At 74.3% G+C, this 11,969-nt stretch carries 15 protein-coding genes; 8 read left to right on the forward strand and 7 right to left on the reverse strand.

Annotated elements, in window-relative coordinates:
• Positions 1 to 110 precede the first annotated feature (110 nt).
• Together ACFUVW_RS15225 and ACFUVW_RS15230 are read left to right on the forward strand one after the other, a co-directional pair.
• On the forward strand, positions 111 to 380 hold the full coding sequence (locus ACFUVW_RS15225) for a Rho termination factor N-terminal domain-containing protein (protein ID WP_430572168.1): 270 nt from the start codon (positions 111 to 113) through the stop codon (positions 378 to 380).
• Between the two features lie 111 nt (positions 381 to 491).
• Positions 492 to 983, forward strand: coding sequence for a dsRBD fold-containing protein (locus ACFUVW_RS15230; protein ID WP_430572169.1), 492 nt, complete (start codon positions 492 to 494; stop codon positions 981 to 983).
• 27 nt (positions 984 to 1,010) lie between these two features.
• Here ACFUVW_RS15230 and ACFUVW_RS15235 read toward each other — a convergent pair whose 3' ends face one another.
• From ACFUVW_RS15235 to ACFUVW_RS15245, 3 genes are read right to left on the reverse strand one after another with little or no spacing between them, the layout of a single operon-like run.
• Complete coding sequence (locus ACFUVW_RS15235; RefSeq protein ID WP_430572170.1) at positions 1,011 to 2,249, reverse strand: RNA polymerase sigma factor; 1,239 nt, start codon at positions 2,247 to 2,249, stop codon at positions 1,011 to 1,013.
• A gap of 20 nt (positions 2,250 to 2,269) precedes the next feature.
• Positions 2,270 to 2,620, reverse strand: a complete 351-nt coding sequence (locus ACFUVW_RS15240) for a YciI family protein (protein ID WP_430572171.1) — start codon at positions 2,618 to 2,620, stop codon at positions 2,270 to 2,272.
• The gene (locus tag ACFUVW_RS15245) at positions 2,617 to 3,003 is read right to left on the reverse strand and encodes a YciI family protein (protein WP_430572172.1); all 387 of its coding nucleotides are present in this window, start codon (positions 3,001 to 3,003) and stop codon (positions 2,617 to 2,619) included. The genes ACFUVW_RS15240 and ACFUVW_RS15245 overlap by 4 nt, the downstream gene beginning before the upstream one ends.
• Positions 3,004 to 3,204: 201 nt before the next feature.
• Between ACFUVW_RS15245 and ACFUVW_RS15250 the strand changes: the two genes are divergently transcribed.
• Genes ACFUVW_RS15250 through ACFUVW_RS15260 form a run of 3 tightly spaced genes read left to right on the forward strand, consistent with a single transcriptional unit; the run spans position 3,205 to position 5,737 of the window.
• The gene (locus ACFUVW_RS15250; protein WP_430572173.1) at positions 3,205 to 4,068 is read left to right on the forward strand and encodes an ABC transporter substrate-binding protein; all 864 of its coding nucleotides are present in this window, start codon (positions 3,205 to 3,207) and stop codon (positions 4,066 to 4,068) included.
• Positions 4,069 to 4,073: 5 nt separating this feature from the next.
• Positions 4,074 to 4,967, forward strand: a complete 894-nt coding sequence (locus ACFUVW_RS15255) for an ABC transporter permease subunit (RefSeq protein ID WP_430572174.1) — start codon at positions 4,074 to 4,076, stop codon at positions 4,965 to 4,967.
• A gap of 5 nt (positions 4,968 to 4,972) precedes the next feature.
• Complete coding sequence (locus tag ACFUVW_RS15260; protein WP_430572175.1) at positions 4,973 to 5,737, forward strand: amino acid ABC transporter ATP-binding protein; 765 nt, start codon at positions 4,973 to 4,975, stop codon at positions 5,735 to 5,737.
• Positions 5,738 to 5,753: 16 nt separating this feature from the next.
• Here the strand turns inward: ACFUVW_RS15260 and ACFUVW_RS15265 are convergent, their stop codons facing one another.
• Complete coding sequence (locus ACFUVW_RS15265; protein ID WP_430572176.1) at positions 5,754 to 6,623, reverse strand: SDR family oxidoreductase; 870 nt, start codon at positions 6,621 to 6,623, stop codon at positions 5,754 to 5,756.
• 125 nt (positions 6,624 to 6,748) lie between these two features.
• On the opposite strand from ACFUVW_RS15265, the gene ACFUVW_RS15270 reads away from it, so the two are divergent.
• Both ACFUVW_RS15270 and ACFUVW_RS15275 read left to right on the forward strand, forming a co-directional pair.
• On the forward strand, positions 6,749 to 7,627 hold the full coding sequence (locus ACFUVW_RS15270) for an NAD(P)-dependent oxidoreductase (RefSeq protein ID WP_430572177.1): 879 nt from the start codon (positions 6,749 to 6,751) through the stop codon (positions 7,625 to 7,627).
• A 107-nt stretch (positions 7,628 to 7,734) separates the two neighbouring features.
• Complete coding sequence (locus tag ACFUVW_RS15275) at positions 7,735 to 9,093, forward strand: DUF2235 domain-containing protein (RefSeq protein ID WP_430572178.1); 1,359 nt, start codon at positions 7,735 to 7,737, stop codon at positions 9,091 to 9,093.
• On the opposite strand, the gene ACFUVW_RS15280 is transcribed toward ACFUVW_RS15275, so the two are convergent.
• Positions 9,047 to 10,453, reverse strand: a complete 1,407-nt coding sequence (locus ACFUVW_RS15280; RefSeq protein ID WP_430572179.1) for an alanine/glycine:cation symporter family protein — start codon at positions 10,451 to 10,453, stop codon at positions 9,047 to 9,049. The genes ACFUVW_RS15275 and ACFUVW_RS15280 overlap by 47 nt on opposite strands.
• Before the next feature lie 90 nt (positions 10,454 to 10,543).
• Positions 10,544 to 10,930 carry a universal stress protein gene (locus tag ACFUVW_RS15285; protein ID WP_430572180.1) on the reverse strand — a complete coding sequence of 129 codons (387 nt, stop codon included), beginning with the start codon at positions 10,928 to 10,930 and terminating at the stop codon, positions 10,544 to 10,546.
• Between the two features lie 80 nt (positions 10,931 to 11,010).
• Between ACFUVW_RS15285 and ACFUVW_RS15290 the strand changes: the two genes are divergently transcribed.
• Entirely contained in the window at positions 11,011 to 11,391 is a 381-nt protein-coding gene (locus ACFUVW_RS15290; protein ID WP_430572181.1) for a zf-TFIIB domain-containing protein, read from the forward strand.
• Positions 11,392 to 11,419: 28 nt separating this feature from the next.
• On the opposite strand, the gene ACFUVW_RS15295 is transcribed toward ACFUVW_RS15290, so the two are convergent.
• The gene (locus ACFUVW_RS15295) at positions 11,420 to 11,863 is read right to left on the reverse strand and encodes a SufE family protein (RefSeq protein WP_430572182.1); all 444 of its coding nucleotides are present in this window, start codon (positions 11,861 to 11,863) and stop codon (positions 11,420 to 11,422) included.
• Positions 11,864 to 11,969: the final 106 nt, after the last annotated feature.

Raw genomic sequence — 11,969 nt, forward strand, 5'->3', positions numbered from 1 at the left:
GTCCGGGCGCGCGCCCGCGGGTGCCGGCACCCGCGCTGAGTGGTAAGTCTCGAGGGAGGGCACCGCGTGAAGCCGCCGCGCGGAGCGCCCGGGACCCGAAGGGAGCCACGGTGCCGCGACGAGATGCAGGGCCGAGCGTCAAGGACAAGGAGCTCTACGAGGAGCTGCGCGACGAGGGCAACAGCAAGGAGAAGTCCGCGCGGATCGCGAACGCGGCTGCCGCGCGGGGGCGTGGCAAGGTCGGCAAGAAGGGCGGGAAGTCCGGCTCGTACGACGACTGGACCGTCGCCGACCTGCGCAAGCGGGCGTCCGAGATCGGCATCGAGGGCCGCTCCTCGATGCGCAAGAGCGAGCTGATCGAGGCGCTGCGCTCCCACTGACCGGTGCCTGGGCCCGGGCCGTGAGCGACCGTGCCGGTGCGCGCGTCGGGGCGCATGATGGAAGGAGCGACCGCCGGCACGGCGGGCACCCGACGACGCGAGGAGGCGGCGATGAGAGCGACGGTGGGCGACCGGATCGTGGTGGCGTCCGGAGTGGTCGGTGGCGCGGTGCGCGACGGCGTCGTGGTGGGCTGCCCGCACGAGGACGGCTCGCCGCCCTACCAGGTGCGCTGGTCGGACACGGGGGAGGAGACGCTGGTCTTCCCCGGGGCGGACACTGTCGTGCAGCACGACGGCGGGGGGACGGAGCCCGGCCGCGCCCAGGCGTCGACGGCGCGGGCCCTGACCTGGGACGTGCGGGTCTCGCTCGTGGAGTCGGCCGGGAGCACGACGGCGGAGGCGATGCTGACGCCGGGCCCCGACGTGGGCTCGCTGCGCGGCGTCGGGCACGCGCGCAAGGACCCGGGCGACCTCCAGGTCCCGGTCATCGGGGACGAGGTCGCGGCGGCGCGGGCGCTGCGACGGCTCGCGGACGCGCTGCTCGAGCAGGCCGAGCAGGACATCTCGGCGCAGACGGGGCACCGGGCGCACGTGCACCCCTGACGGGCCGGACCCCCGGGAACGGGAGGCTCAGCCGAGCTCGTCCCGCCTGCGGCGCAGGTGGTCGTGCTCGGCGCCGGGGCCGCACAGGGCCAGCGCCGCGTCGTAGGCCCGGCGGGCGCCGTGCGGGTCGTCCGCGCGCCGGAGGAGCTCGGCCCGCAGGGCGGGCAGCCGGTGCCCGGGCAGGGCCACCCCCGCGAGGGCGTCGAGGCCGGCGCGGGGGCCGGACACCTCCGCGACGGCGACGGCCCGGTTGAGGCGCACCACGGGGGTGTCGGTCAGCGTGAGGAGCTCGTCGTAGCGGGCGAGGATGCGGTCCCAGGCGGTGGCGTCCGGGGTCCGCGCGATCGCGTGCTCGGCGGCCACGAGGGCCTGCAGCAGGTACGGCGTGGGGGGAGCGGTGGCGAGGGGCGTGAGCAGGTCGAGCGCCTCCGCGATCTCGGCCTGGTGCCACCGCGCGCGGTCCTGGTCCGGCAGCAGCACCAGGGCGCCGTCGCGCGCGCGGGCGTCCCGGCGCGAGTGCTGGAGCAGCACGAGCGCGAGGAGGGCGTCGAGGTCGTCCGCCCCCACGCCGTCGCCCGCCGTGCCGCCGCCCACGGCGGGGCGGACCTCGCGCAGCACGCGGACGAGCCGCACCGCCTCGCCGGCGAGCTCGCTCCGCACGACGTCGTCCCCGGTGGCGGGCGCGTAGCCGGCGGTGAACGCGAGGTACGCGACGTCGGCCGCGACGCCCAGGCGGTCGGCGAGCTCCTGGCCGGTCGGCAGCGCGAACCGCTCGCCGGCGAGCTTCTTGCGGGCCCTGGTGAGCCGCGCCGCCATCGTCGGCGTGGACTGGAGGAACAGGCGGGCGACGTCGGCGGTGGGCACGCCGAGCACCAGGCGCAGGGAGAGCGCCGCCGCCGCCTCGCGCGACAGCCGCGGGTGGGCGCACAGGAGCACCAGGCGCAGCCGCTCGTCGGTCAAGGGCTCGCCGGAGTCCGCCATGACCCGCTGCGCCCGGGCCGCCAGGTCCGCCTCGACCTCCAGCAGCGGCATCGACCGAGCGAGCACCTGCTCCGACCGGAGCCGGTCGAGCACGCGCCGGCGGGCGGCGGTGAGGAGCCAGGCCGGGCCGTTCGCCGGCACGCCGTCGCGCGGCCAGGTGCGGGCCGCCGCCTCGAACGCGTCCGCGAGCCCGTCCTCGGCGAGGTCGAGCCGACGGAAGCGCGCGACGAGCAGGGCCAGCAGCCGACCCCACTCGTCGCGCATGAGGTGCTCGAGGGGCGTCACCGTGGCGCTTCCGTCACCGGCTAGCCCGCCTCCGCCGGGCGGAGCTCGACCGTGAGCTCGTCCGGCAGCAGGCGCGCGAGCTCGACCGCGGTGTCCAGGTCGGGCACGTCGACGACGTAGAAGCCGCCGAGCTGCTCGGCCGCCTCCGCGTACGGGCCGTCGGTGACGGCGCGGTCGCCGTCCGTCCCCGGCCCGAGCGTGCGCGCCGTGCCGGGGTGCCCGAGGCCCTCGCCCGCGACGACCGCGCCCCGTGCGGCGACCGCGGAGTCGAACGCCTCCAGGCGGGCGAAGAAGCGCTCGCGGTGCGCGTCGTCGGCCGCCTCCCAGATCTCGTAGTGGTTCGGCTGCGTGAGCAGGACGACGACCTTCATGCCTCGCCCTCCTCGTGGTCGACGGCGGCGCGCACCTCGACGACACCGTCCGCGTCGCCGCCGCCGGTCGAGCCGACGAGGGTCGCACTGATCTGGAGCAGGTCGTCGAGGTCGTCCGACTCGACCAGGTAGAACCCGGACAGCTGCTCCGCCGTCTCGGCGAACGGGCCGTCGGTGACGACGACGCGGCCCGCCGCGTCGCGGGAGACCTGCTTGGTGGTGCGGGAGTGCGTCAGCTCGGCGCCCCCGGTGACGCGGTGCCCGCGCTCGGCGAGCAGCCGGGCGAACTCCTCGTGCTTCGCGTAGACGGCCGCGCGCTCCTCGGCGCTCGCCCGTTCCCAGACGTCCTCGACGCCGGGCAGCAGTACGACGTACGTGGTCATGGCTCCATCGTCCTTCCTCGTGGGGGCTCGCACACCTGCTCGTTCACCGGGATGACGCGCGAGGGCGGGGAAGATCGACAACCCCGGCGAGGTTCCCCTGTGACGACCGCCATGCCGCCGCGACCCGCGGTCGGCATAGGCTCGTCGTCGGCGTGACCCACTCCGTCTTCGTCGGCCCACCTCGTCGGAAAGGCCCCACCCGTGCGCACCTCCCGTCCTCTTCTTGCGGTCGCCCTCGCCTCGGCCGCCACGCTCGCGTTCGCCGGCTGCTCGTCCTCCGACGACGGCGGCGACGGCGCCCCCGCAGCCTCCGGCAGCGCGACCGACTGCACGCCCGAGGGGATGCAGACCCTCACCGACGGCACGCTGACGGTGGGCGCCAGCGACCCGTTCGAGCCCTGGTACGTGGGCGAGCCGACGAGCGGCGAGGGCTTCGAGTCCGCGCTCGTGTACGCCGTCGCCGACGAGCTGGGCTTCGCGAAGGAGGACGTCGAGTGGACGTCGGTCACCTTCGAGCAGATCATCAGCCCGGCCGTGAAGCCCTTCGACGTCGCCGCGTACCAGACGACGATCACCGACGAGCGGAAGAATGCCGTCGACTTCTCCAGCCCGTACCTGACCAGCCGGCAGGGCGTCATCGTGGCCGACGAGGGGAAGTTCTCCGAGGCCGCGAGCCTGGCGGACCTCGAGGGCGCGAAGATCGGCGTCACGGCCTCGCAGACGTCGCTCGCCGTCGCCGACGCCGCGTGGGGCGACGACGTCGAGGTCACGCCGTTCAACGCCGCCGGCGACGGCATGACGGCGCTGAGCTCGGGCACCATCGACGCGATGGTGATGGACGTCGACCAGGGGGTCGCCGCCACGACCGTGTACTTCCCGGACACGCACGTCGTCGGCACGCTGCCGCCCGTGGGCGAGCCGGAGCAGCTCGGGCTGGTGCTCGACAAGGGGTCGTCGCTCACCGCGTGCGTCTCCGCCGCCGTCGACACGCTCGAGGAGAACGGCACGCTCGCCGAGCTGCGCACCACCTGGCTCAAGTCGGACGACGTCCCCGAGCTGTCCTGACGCGCGTGAGCGGGCCCGCGACGACGCCGACCGGCGGCTGGCAGCCGTCGGAGCGGGCGCGCGCCCGCGCGGCGTACCGGCGCGCGCAGCACCGCCGGGCGCTGCTCGTGGCCGGGGTCGCGACGGCTCTCGTGCTGGCCGCCGTCGTGTACGTCGTGACGACGGCGCCCGGCTGGGAGCGGGCGCGCGAGGCGTTCTTCTCCCCGGAACGGGCGTGGGAGGTGCTGCCCGAGGTCGCAGCGGGGCTGTGGCTCAACCTGCGGGTGTGGGTGGTAGCGAGCGTGGTCGCCCTGGTCGTGGGGCTGCTGCTGGCCGTCGTGCGGACGTCGCGGGTGCCGGCGCTGTTCCCCCTGCGGATCCTCGCCGTCGGGTACGTGGACGTGTTCCGCGGCGTGCCGCTGCTGCTCGTGCTGCTGCTGGTGGGCTTCGGCCTGCCCGCGCTGCGGCTGCCGTGGCTGCCCGTGAGCGCGGCGTTCCTCGGCGGGCTGTCGATCGTGGTCTGCTACACGGCGTACCTCGCCGAGATCTTCCGGGCGGGCATCGAGGCGGTGCACCCGTCGCAGGTGGCCGCCGCGAGGTCGCTGGGCCTGACCCGCGGGCAGGCGGCGCGGCGCGTCGTGCTGCCGCAGGCGGTCCGCAACGTCACCGCTCCCGTGGCCAGCATGCTCGTGTCGCTGCAGAAGGACTCCGGCCTCATCTCGATCCTCGGCGCCGTCGACGCGATCCGCGCCGCCCAGATCGCGACCACCGGGGACTACAACTTCACGCCGTACGTGGTGGCGGGCCTGCTGTTCCTGGCGATCTCGATCCCGCTCACCCGACTGGTCGACGCCTGGTCCGCCCGCCAGGGCTGGCGCGGCGAGCTGCGCGGCGTCGCCGGGGCGGGGGTGGTCCGGTGAACGTCGTGGCCGGACCCCCGCTGCTGTCGCTGCGCGGCGTCCGCAAGTCCTTCGGCACGGGGGACGCGCGCAAGGTCGTGCTCGACGGCGTCGACCTGGACGTCGCCGAGGGGTCCTGCGTCGTCGTGGTCGGGTCGTCGGGCTCCGGCAAGTCCACGCTGCTACGCGTCGTCGACCTGCTCGAGGAGGTCGACGACGGCCAGGTGCTGCTCGACGGCGAGGACGTCGCCGACCCGTGGGTGGACGCCGACGCCGTGCGCGCCCGCCTCGCGATGGTGTTCCAGCAGTACAACCTCTTCCCGCACCTGCGGGTGCTCGACAACGTGACCCTGGCGCCGCGCGTCGTGCACGGAGTGCCGCGCGCCGAGGCCGAGTCGGCGGCGCTGGCGATGCTCGAGCGCGTCGGTCTCGCGGACAAGGCCCGCGCCTATCCCGACCAGCTGTCCGGCGGGCAGCAGCAGCGCGCCGCCATCGCCCGCGCTCTCGTGAACGGGCCCGAGCTGCTCCTGCTCGACGAGGTGACCTCCGCCCTCGACCCCGAGCTGGTGGGCGAGGTGCTCGACCTGCTGCTCTCCCTGCGCAGCGACGGCGTCGCCGGGCGGCCGACGACCATGCTCGTCGCCACGCACGAGATGGGCTTCGCCCGAGAGGTCGCCGACGAGGTGGTCTTCCTGCACGCCGGGCGCGTGCACGAGCGCGGCACGCCCGAGCAGGTGCTCCAGGACCCGCAGCAGGAGCGCACGCGCGAGTTCCTGCGACGGCTCCGCTGAGGGTGCGTCGAGCCCGTCACTGCAGGGCGAAACCGCCGTCCGTCGTCAGTACCTGCCCGACGACCCACGAACCGGGAGCGGTGACGAGCCAGCCGATGAGGCCCGCAGGGTCGGTCGGCTCGCCCCAGCGGCCGAACGGCGTGGCGGCGCGAAGCGCCTCGAGCTCGTCAAGAGGGCGGTCTGTGGACTCGGGGTCCAGATATCCGGTGTTGACCGGGCCGGGGTTGACCGTGTTCAGGACGATGCCCAGGTCGAGCAGCTCCGCGGCGACGGTGGCCGTGACGCCTGCGAGCGCGGCCTTGGATGCGGCGTAGGCCACCTCGCCCCGCATCGCGCCCTGCTGCTGGCCGGAGGTCATCCAGACAACCTTGGGCGCGGTCCGCGGGTCGGCCGGCGCACTCCGGCCGAGCCGTTCCCCCGGGCGGGCCGCGGGCGTGCCCGCGTGGAACTGCGCCGCGAACCGCCGGGTGAGCAACAGGGTGGAGCGGGTGTTCGTCTCCCAGAACGCGTCCAAGGTGTCAGGGGACATGTCGAGGATCGAACCGTCGCCACCGCTGCGCGCGTGGTTGCACACGAGGACATCGAGGGTGCCAGTCAGGTCCCGCGCGGCGCCGACGAGGGCGTCGATCTGCTCAGGATCACGGAGGTCCGCGCTGGCATCGCAGCTCTTGGCCGACCCGCGGAGTGCGCTCCGCACACCAGCACGGACCTTGTCGAGGTCGTCGCCACCCCAGGGCTGGTTGGCGTCGTGCGGGGCGAAGTGGTGGGTGAAGACACTCGCCCCGAGCGTGGCGAGCTCACGGGCGACGGCGTAGCCGATGCCTTTGCGCCGGGAGACCCCGGTGACGAGCGCGGTACGGCCGGCGAGCGGGAGGTCGTGGTGCATGGCCGCACCCTAGTGACCTCGGTCCAGCCGATATCGACCGGACACCTCCTGGCAGCGGCGCCCTGTCGCCCTACCCTGGGCGTGCCAGGTCGTGGTGACTACTGGCGCGCGGCGGAGGGAGCGGCATGGACAGCAGGTCGATCGGGTTCGTCGGCACGGGGCCGATGGGGGCGCCGATGGCGCGGAACCTGCTCGAGGCGGGGTACGACGTCGCGCTGTGGAACCGGACCGCCGCGAAGGCGGAGGTGGTCGCCGACGGCGAGGCGCGCGCGACCGTCGCGGCGACGCCGGCGGACGCGGCACGCCCGGTGGTCGTCGTCATGCTGCCGGACCTGCCGCAGGTGCGCGACGTCGTCGACCGGCCGGACGGGCTGCGGGCGGGCTGGCGCGCGGCGGGCACCACCGACCCGGTGCTGGTGGTGATGAGCACGGTGAGTCCGGTGGAGGTCACCGCGTGGGCGCGGGAGCTGGCCGCCGAGGGCGTCCGGCTCGTCGACGCCCCCGTGAGCGGCGGCGTCGAGGGCGCGGTCGCGGGCAGCCTCAGCATCATGGGGGGCGGCGCGGACGACGACGTCGCCGAGGTCCGGCCCGTGCTGGAGGCGATGGGCTCGACCGTGCGCCACCTCGGCCCGGTGGGCGCGGGCTCGCTCACCAAGACGTGCAACCAGATCATCGTGGGCGGCACGCTCAACGCGCTCGCCGAGGCGGTCGCCATCGCGCGGGCCGGCGGCCTGGACCTCGCCACCGTGCTGGAGGTGCTGGGCGCGGGACTCGCCGGCTCGCAGCTGCTCGCGGACAAGTCGCGGCGCTACCTCACGGGCGACTACGCGCACGGCGGCGCGTGCCGCACGCAGCTCAAGGACCTCGAGTTCGGCATCGCGGCCGGGCGGCAGCTCGGCGTCGACACCGCGCTGACCGAGGTGGCCCGCGACCGCTACCAGCGGATGGTCGACCGCGGCGACGCCGAGCTGGACCACAGCGCCGTCATCCGCGTCGTCGTCTGACCCGCGCACGACGCCTGCGCACGCCGCCGGGACCTTGCGCGACGGCGTCAACGCTCGTCGTATCAGCGGCCCCCTGCCACCCTCCGAGGTACATGGAGGGGACGACGATGAAGCGACTGGTGCTGTGCTGCGACGGGACGTGGAGCCACGCGGTGAACCCGCAGGTGTCCAACATCGAGAAGCTCGCGCGGGCCGTGCTGCGCTCCGGCGGGAGCGCGGACCCCGACACCGAGCAGATCGTCGGCTACGTGGCGGGCGTCGGCGCCCGCGGCTACCTGGTGGACCAGCTGCTGGGCGGCGCGTTCGGGTACGGGTTCACCCGCAACGTGGTGGACGGCTACCGGTTCCTGGCCATGAACTACGAGCCCGGTGACGAGATCGTCGTGCTCGGCTACTCGCGCGGGGCGTACACGGCGCGCAGCGTCGTGGGCATGCTGTCGCAGGTGGGCCTGCTGACCCCGGCGGCCCAGGACGCCGGCCTCCTGTGCGAGGCGGAGCGCGTCTACCGGCTCAAGCCGCCGACACCGCGCCGCGTCGCGCGGGCGGAGCGCACCGCCGCCCGGGCGCGTCCGGGGTCGTGGCGCCACCGCCGGGCGGAGGCGGTGCTGCGGCGCGGCGACCAGATCCGGCAGGAGAAGGACCGGTTCCGGGCGGAGCACGGGATGGAGGTGCCCGTCCGCTTCCTCGGCGTCTTCGACACCGTCGGCGCGCTGGGCGTCCCCGGGCCGTCGCGGCGCAAGAACCGCTTCCACGACGTCTCCCTCTCGCCCGCCGTGCTCACGGCGCGCCAGGCGCTCGCGATCGACGAGCGCCGCCTGACCTTCGCGCCGTGCCTGTGGACCGTGCCCGACGACGACCCGCCCGAGCGGGTGCAGCAGGTGTGGTTCCCCGGCACCCACGGGGACGTGGGCGGCGGGGGAGCGCGCTGCGGCCTGTCCGACGTCGCGCTGCAGTGGATGGCCGCCGAGATGCGCGCCGTGGGCGTGCAGTTCGACGAGCGCCGGCTGGCCCGCCAGCTCACGCCCCGCGCGCCGCTGATCCTCGACCAGGCGCCGCCGTGGCCGTTCCGCCTCCTCAACGCGGTCACCCGCGTGCGTCCGCGCTACGCGGTGGTCGACGGCCGTCTCGTGTTCCGCCGGGGCCTGCGGGTGCTCGCGCTGCCGGCGACGTCGGCGGCCGAGCTGACGGCGGGTGCCACGCCGCACGACGCCACGGCCACGGGCGTCATCACCGCGTGGCGCGACGGCGTGCGGCTGGCGGACACCGTGCTGCGGCACGTGCTGCGCGACGGCTACGCCGCCCTGGCCCCCAACCTCGGCTGGTGGATCACCGAGGCCGGGGGCGTGGAGCGCGTCCCGGTCGAGCAGGTGGACGCCGCGCGCGGCGACCTGCGCCCCTTCGTCGTGCCCGGGGACGACGTCATCGAGCCGGTGCGAAGTCCTCGAGCGCTGCCGGCGGGTCGGTGAGGTCCGGGTCCTTCGCGAGGTAGGCCTTCGTCTCCCGCGCGATGAGCCCGGACAGCAGGAGCAGGCCGACGAGGTTCGGCAGGGCCATGAGGCCGTTGAGCACGTCGGCCACGCCCCACACGAGGTCCAGCTCCCAGACCGCGCCGACCAGGCACACGAGCGTGAAGATCGCCCGGTACGGCAGCGACACCCTGATCCCGAAGAGCGACGTGGCGCAGCGCTCGCCGTAGTACGCCCACCCGATCACCGTGGAGAGCGCGAAGAAGACGACGGCGATCGCGACCACCGCGGCGCCGAACTGGGCCAGCGGGCCGGACGACATCGCCGTCGACGTCATCGCGGCGCCTTCCTCGCCCGACGTCCACGCGCCCGAGGTGATGATGACGAGGCCCGTGAACGACACCACGATGATCGTGTCGATGAAGGTCTGCGTCATCGACACCAGGCCCTGGCGCACCGGGTGGTGCGTCTTCGCGGCGGCGGCGACGATGGCGGCCGAACCCAGGCCCGACTCGTTGGAGAACAGGCCGCGCGCGACGCCGTACTGCAGCGCGAGGGCGACGGTGGAGCCGACGAAGCCGCCCGTGGCCGCGGTGCCGGTGAACGCGTCGGTGAACACGAGCGCGAAGGCGTCGGGGATCGCGGTGACGTTCGCGCCGAGCACCAGGAGGCCGGCGACGATGTAGAAGACGATCATCATCGGCACGAACGACGCCGTGACCGCGCCGATCCGCTTGATGCCGCCGAGCAGCACGACGCCCACGAAAAGCACGATGACGATGCCGGTCGCCAGCGGCGGGACGCCGAACGTGTCGTCGAGGGACTGCGCGATCGTGTTGGTCTGCGTCATGTTGCCGATGCCGAACGCGGCGAGCGCGGCGAAGACGGCGAACGCGACGGCGAGGACCTTGCCCAGCGGCCCGCGGATGCCCCGCTTGAGGTACTCCTGCGGGCCGCCCCGCTGCTCGCCCTTCTCGTCGACGACGCGGAACTTCGAGCCGAGGAACGCCTCGGAGTACTTGGACGCCATGCCCAGCAGGCCGGTGACCCACATCCAGAACAGGGCGCCGGGGCCGCCGATGCCGATGGCGGTCGCGACGCCGGCGATGTTGCCGACGCCGACCGTGGCGGCGAGCGCGGTGGTCAGCGCCTGGTAGTGCGAGATGTCGCCCTCGCCACCGGCGGAGGCCTCCTTGCGCTGCAGCAGCCCGAGCCGCAGCGCGGGCCCGAGCTTGCGGAACTGCAGGCCCTTGAGCCGGATCGTGAGGTACAGGCCCGTGCCAAGCAGCAACGGGATCAGCAGGAACGGGCCCCAGACGAAGGAGCTGGCTGCGGCGATGAAGTCAGCGAAGGAATCCACGCCGCGCACCGTAACCCGGCGACACCGTCGCCCGCCGCGCGTCTCGGCGCGTGTCGGCGGTCGACCGGGCCACGGCCCGGCGGCGGGCGATCAGGAGTCGTACGCGTCCTTGACGACGAGCACGGGGACGGGGGAGTCGAGCAGGACCCGCTGCGTCGTCGTCCCGATGAGGAACGTGCCCGCGCTGGAGCGCTTGCGGGAGCCGAGGACGACGAGCGTCGCGCCGGACGCCTCGGCGGCGTCGAGGATCGCGTCCGCGGGCTCGGTGCCGGAGGGCCGGCGGGTGACCGGCTGGACCTCGACGTCCTCGGCCGCCTCGGCGAGCAGCCCGTCGAGGGGGTCGCCGTCGGCGGGGTCGTCGGACCGCGCGAGGTGGACCACGTGCAGCGGGAGCCCGCGCCGGGACGCCTCCGCGATCGCCGTCCGGACGGCCGCCTCACCGTGGGGCGACGGGTTGTAGGCCACGAGCACCGTCATGCGCACACTCTCGCACACCGGGGGAACCTCGCGCCGGTCCGGGCCGTTGACACCACCAGCCGACGAAGGAGCAGCGCATCATGCAGTGTCCGCACGACCAGTCCGTCCTCGTGATGACCGAGCGCAAGGGGATCGAGATCGACTACTGCCCGCAGTGTCGGGGTGTGTGGCTCGACCGCGGCGAGCTCGACAAGATCGTCGAGCGCTCCCTGGAGTCGGAGATCGCCGCCGAGGCGCGAGGCCCCCTGCCGCCCGCGCCGGCGGCCCCCGGGCCGTCCTACCCGGCGGCGTACGACGAGCGCCGCTACGACGAGCGTCGCTACGACGACAAGAGGTACGACGACCGCCGGTACGACGACCGGCGCTACGACGACAAGCGGTACGACGACCGCGGGTACGACCCCCGCTACCGCAAGCGCAAGAAGAAGGACTCGTTCCTCGGGGACCTGTTCGACTTCTGACGGGCGCCAGGGCTCGACGGCAGGTGCGTCAGGCGGCCGCGAGCTGCTCGCGCACCTGCCGCTTGGCGCGCGTGAGCATGCCGGCCATGCCGTTGAGGCGCAGCGGGCTGACCGCGCGGGTGAGCCCGATCATCAGCGGGAAGTCGTCGGGCACGTCCAGCACCTGCTGCGCCGAGAGCCCGGACAGCCCCTGGGCGAGGATCGACGCGAACCCGCGGGTGGTGGGTGCCTCCTGCGGGGCGGTCGCGTAGAAGTGCACGACGTCGCCGTCGACCTCCGCGAACGCCCGCACGGGGGACTGGCACTCCTCGACCGCCTCGAGCAGGCCGGGCGCGCTCTCGTACCGCGGGGGCAGGCCCGGCAGCTCGCGCGAGAACTCGAGCAGCAGCTGCAGCCGCTCGCGCTCGGGCAGCGCGAGGAACTCCTCGCGGATCTCGGCGAGCGGCTCGGGCAGGGTGGCGGCGTCGGTCATGGCTCCAGTCTCGCTCAGCGTGAGGTAGCGCGAGTTCGCGCGAGATAGTTCGAGACGGCCCGAGGTAGTTCCACGCTCGCCGAGGTAGTGGTCCAGTCCACTACCT

Source organism: Isoptericola sp. NPDC057391, from assembly GCF_042668085.1.
Lineage (GTDB): Bacteria > Actinomycetota > Actinomycetes > Actinomycetales > Cellulomonadaceae > Isoptericola.

Coding starts and splice junctions, on each gene's coding strand:
- ACFUVW_RS15230 (WP_430572169.1), top strand. CDS start 492: ATGAGAGCGACGGTGGGCGACCGGATCGTGGTGGCGTCCGGAGTGGTC.
- ACFUVW_RS15240 (WP_430572171.1), bottom strand. CDS start 2,620: ATGAAGGTCGTCGTCCTGCTCACGCAGCCGAACCACTACGAGATCTGG.
- ACFUVW_RS15245 (WP_430572172.1), bottom strand. CDS start 3,003: ATGACCACGTACGTCGTACTGCTGCCCGGCGTCGAGGACGTCTGGGAA.
- ACFUVW_RS15265 (WP_430572176.1), bottom strand. CDS start 6,623: ATGCACCACGACCTCCCGCTCGCCGGCCGTACCGCGCTCGTCACCGGG.
- ACFUVW_RS15270 (WP_430572177.1), top strand. CDS start 6,749: ATGGACAGCAGGTCGATCGGGTTCGTCGGCACGGGGCCGATGGGGGCG.
- ACFUVW_RS15275 (WP_430572178.1), top strand. CDS start 7,735: ATGAAGCGACTGGTGCTGTGCTGCGACGGGACGTGGAGCCACGCGGTG.
- ACFUVW_RS15285 (WP_430572180.1), bottom strand. CDS start 10,930: ATGACGGTGCTCGTGGCCTACAACCCGTCGCCCCACGGTGAGGCGGCC.
- ACFUVW_RS15290 (WP_430572181.1), top strand. CDS start 11,011: ATGCAGTGTCCGCACGACCAGTCCGTCCTCGTGATGACCGAGCGCAAG.
- ACFUVW_RS15295 (WP_430572182.1), bottom strand. CDS start 11,863: ATGACCGACGCCGCCACCCTGCCCGAGCCGCTCGCCGAGATCCGCGAG.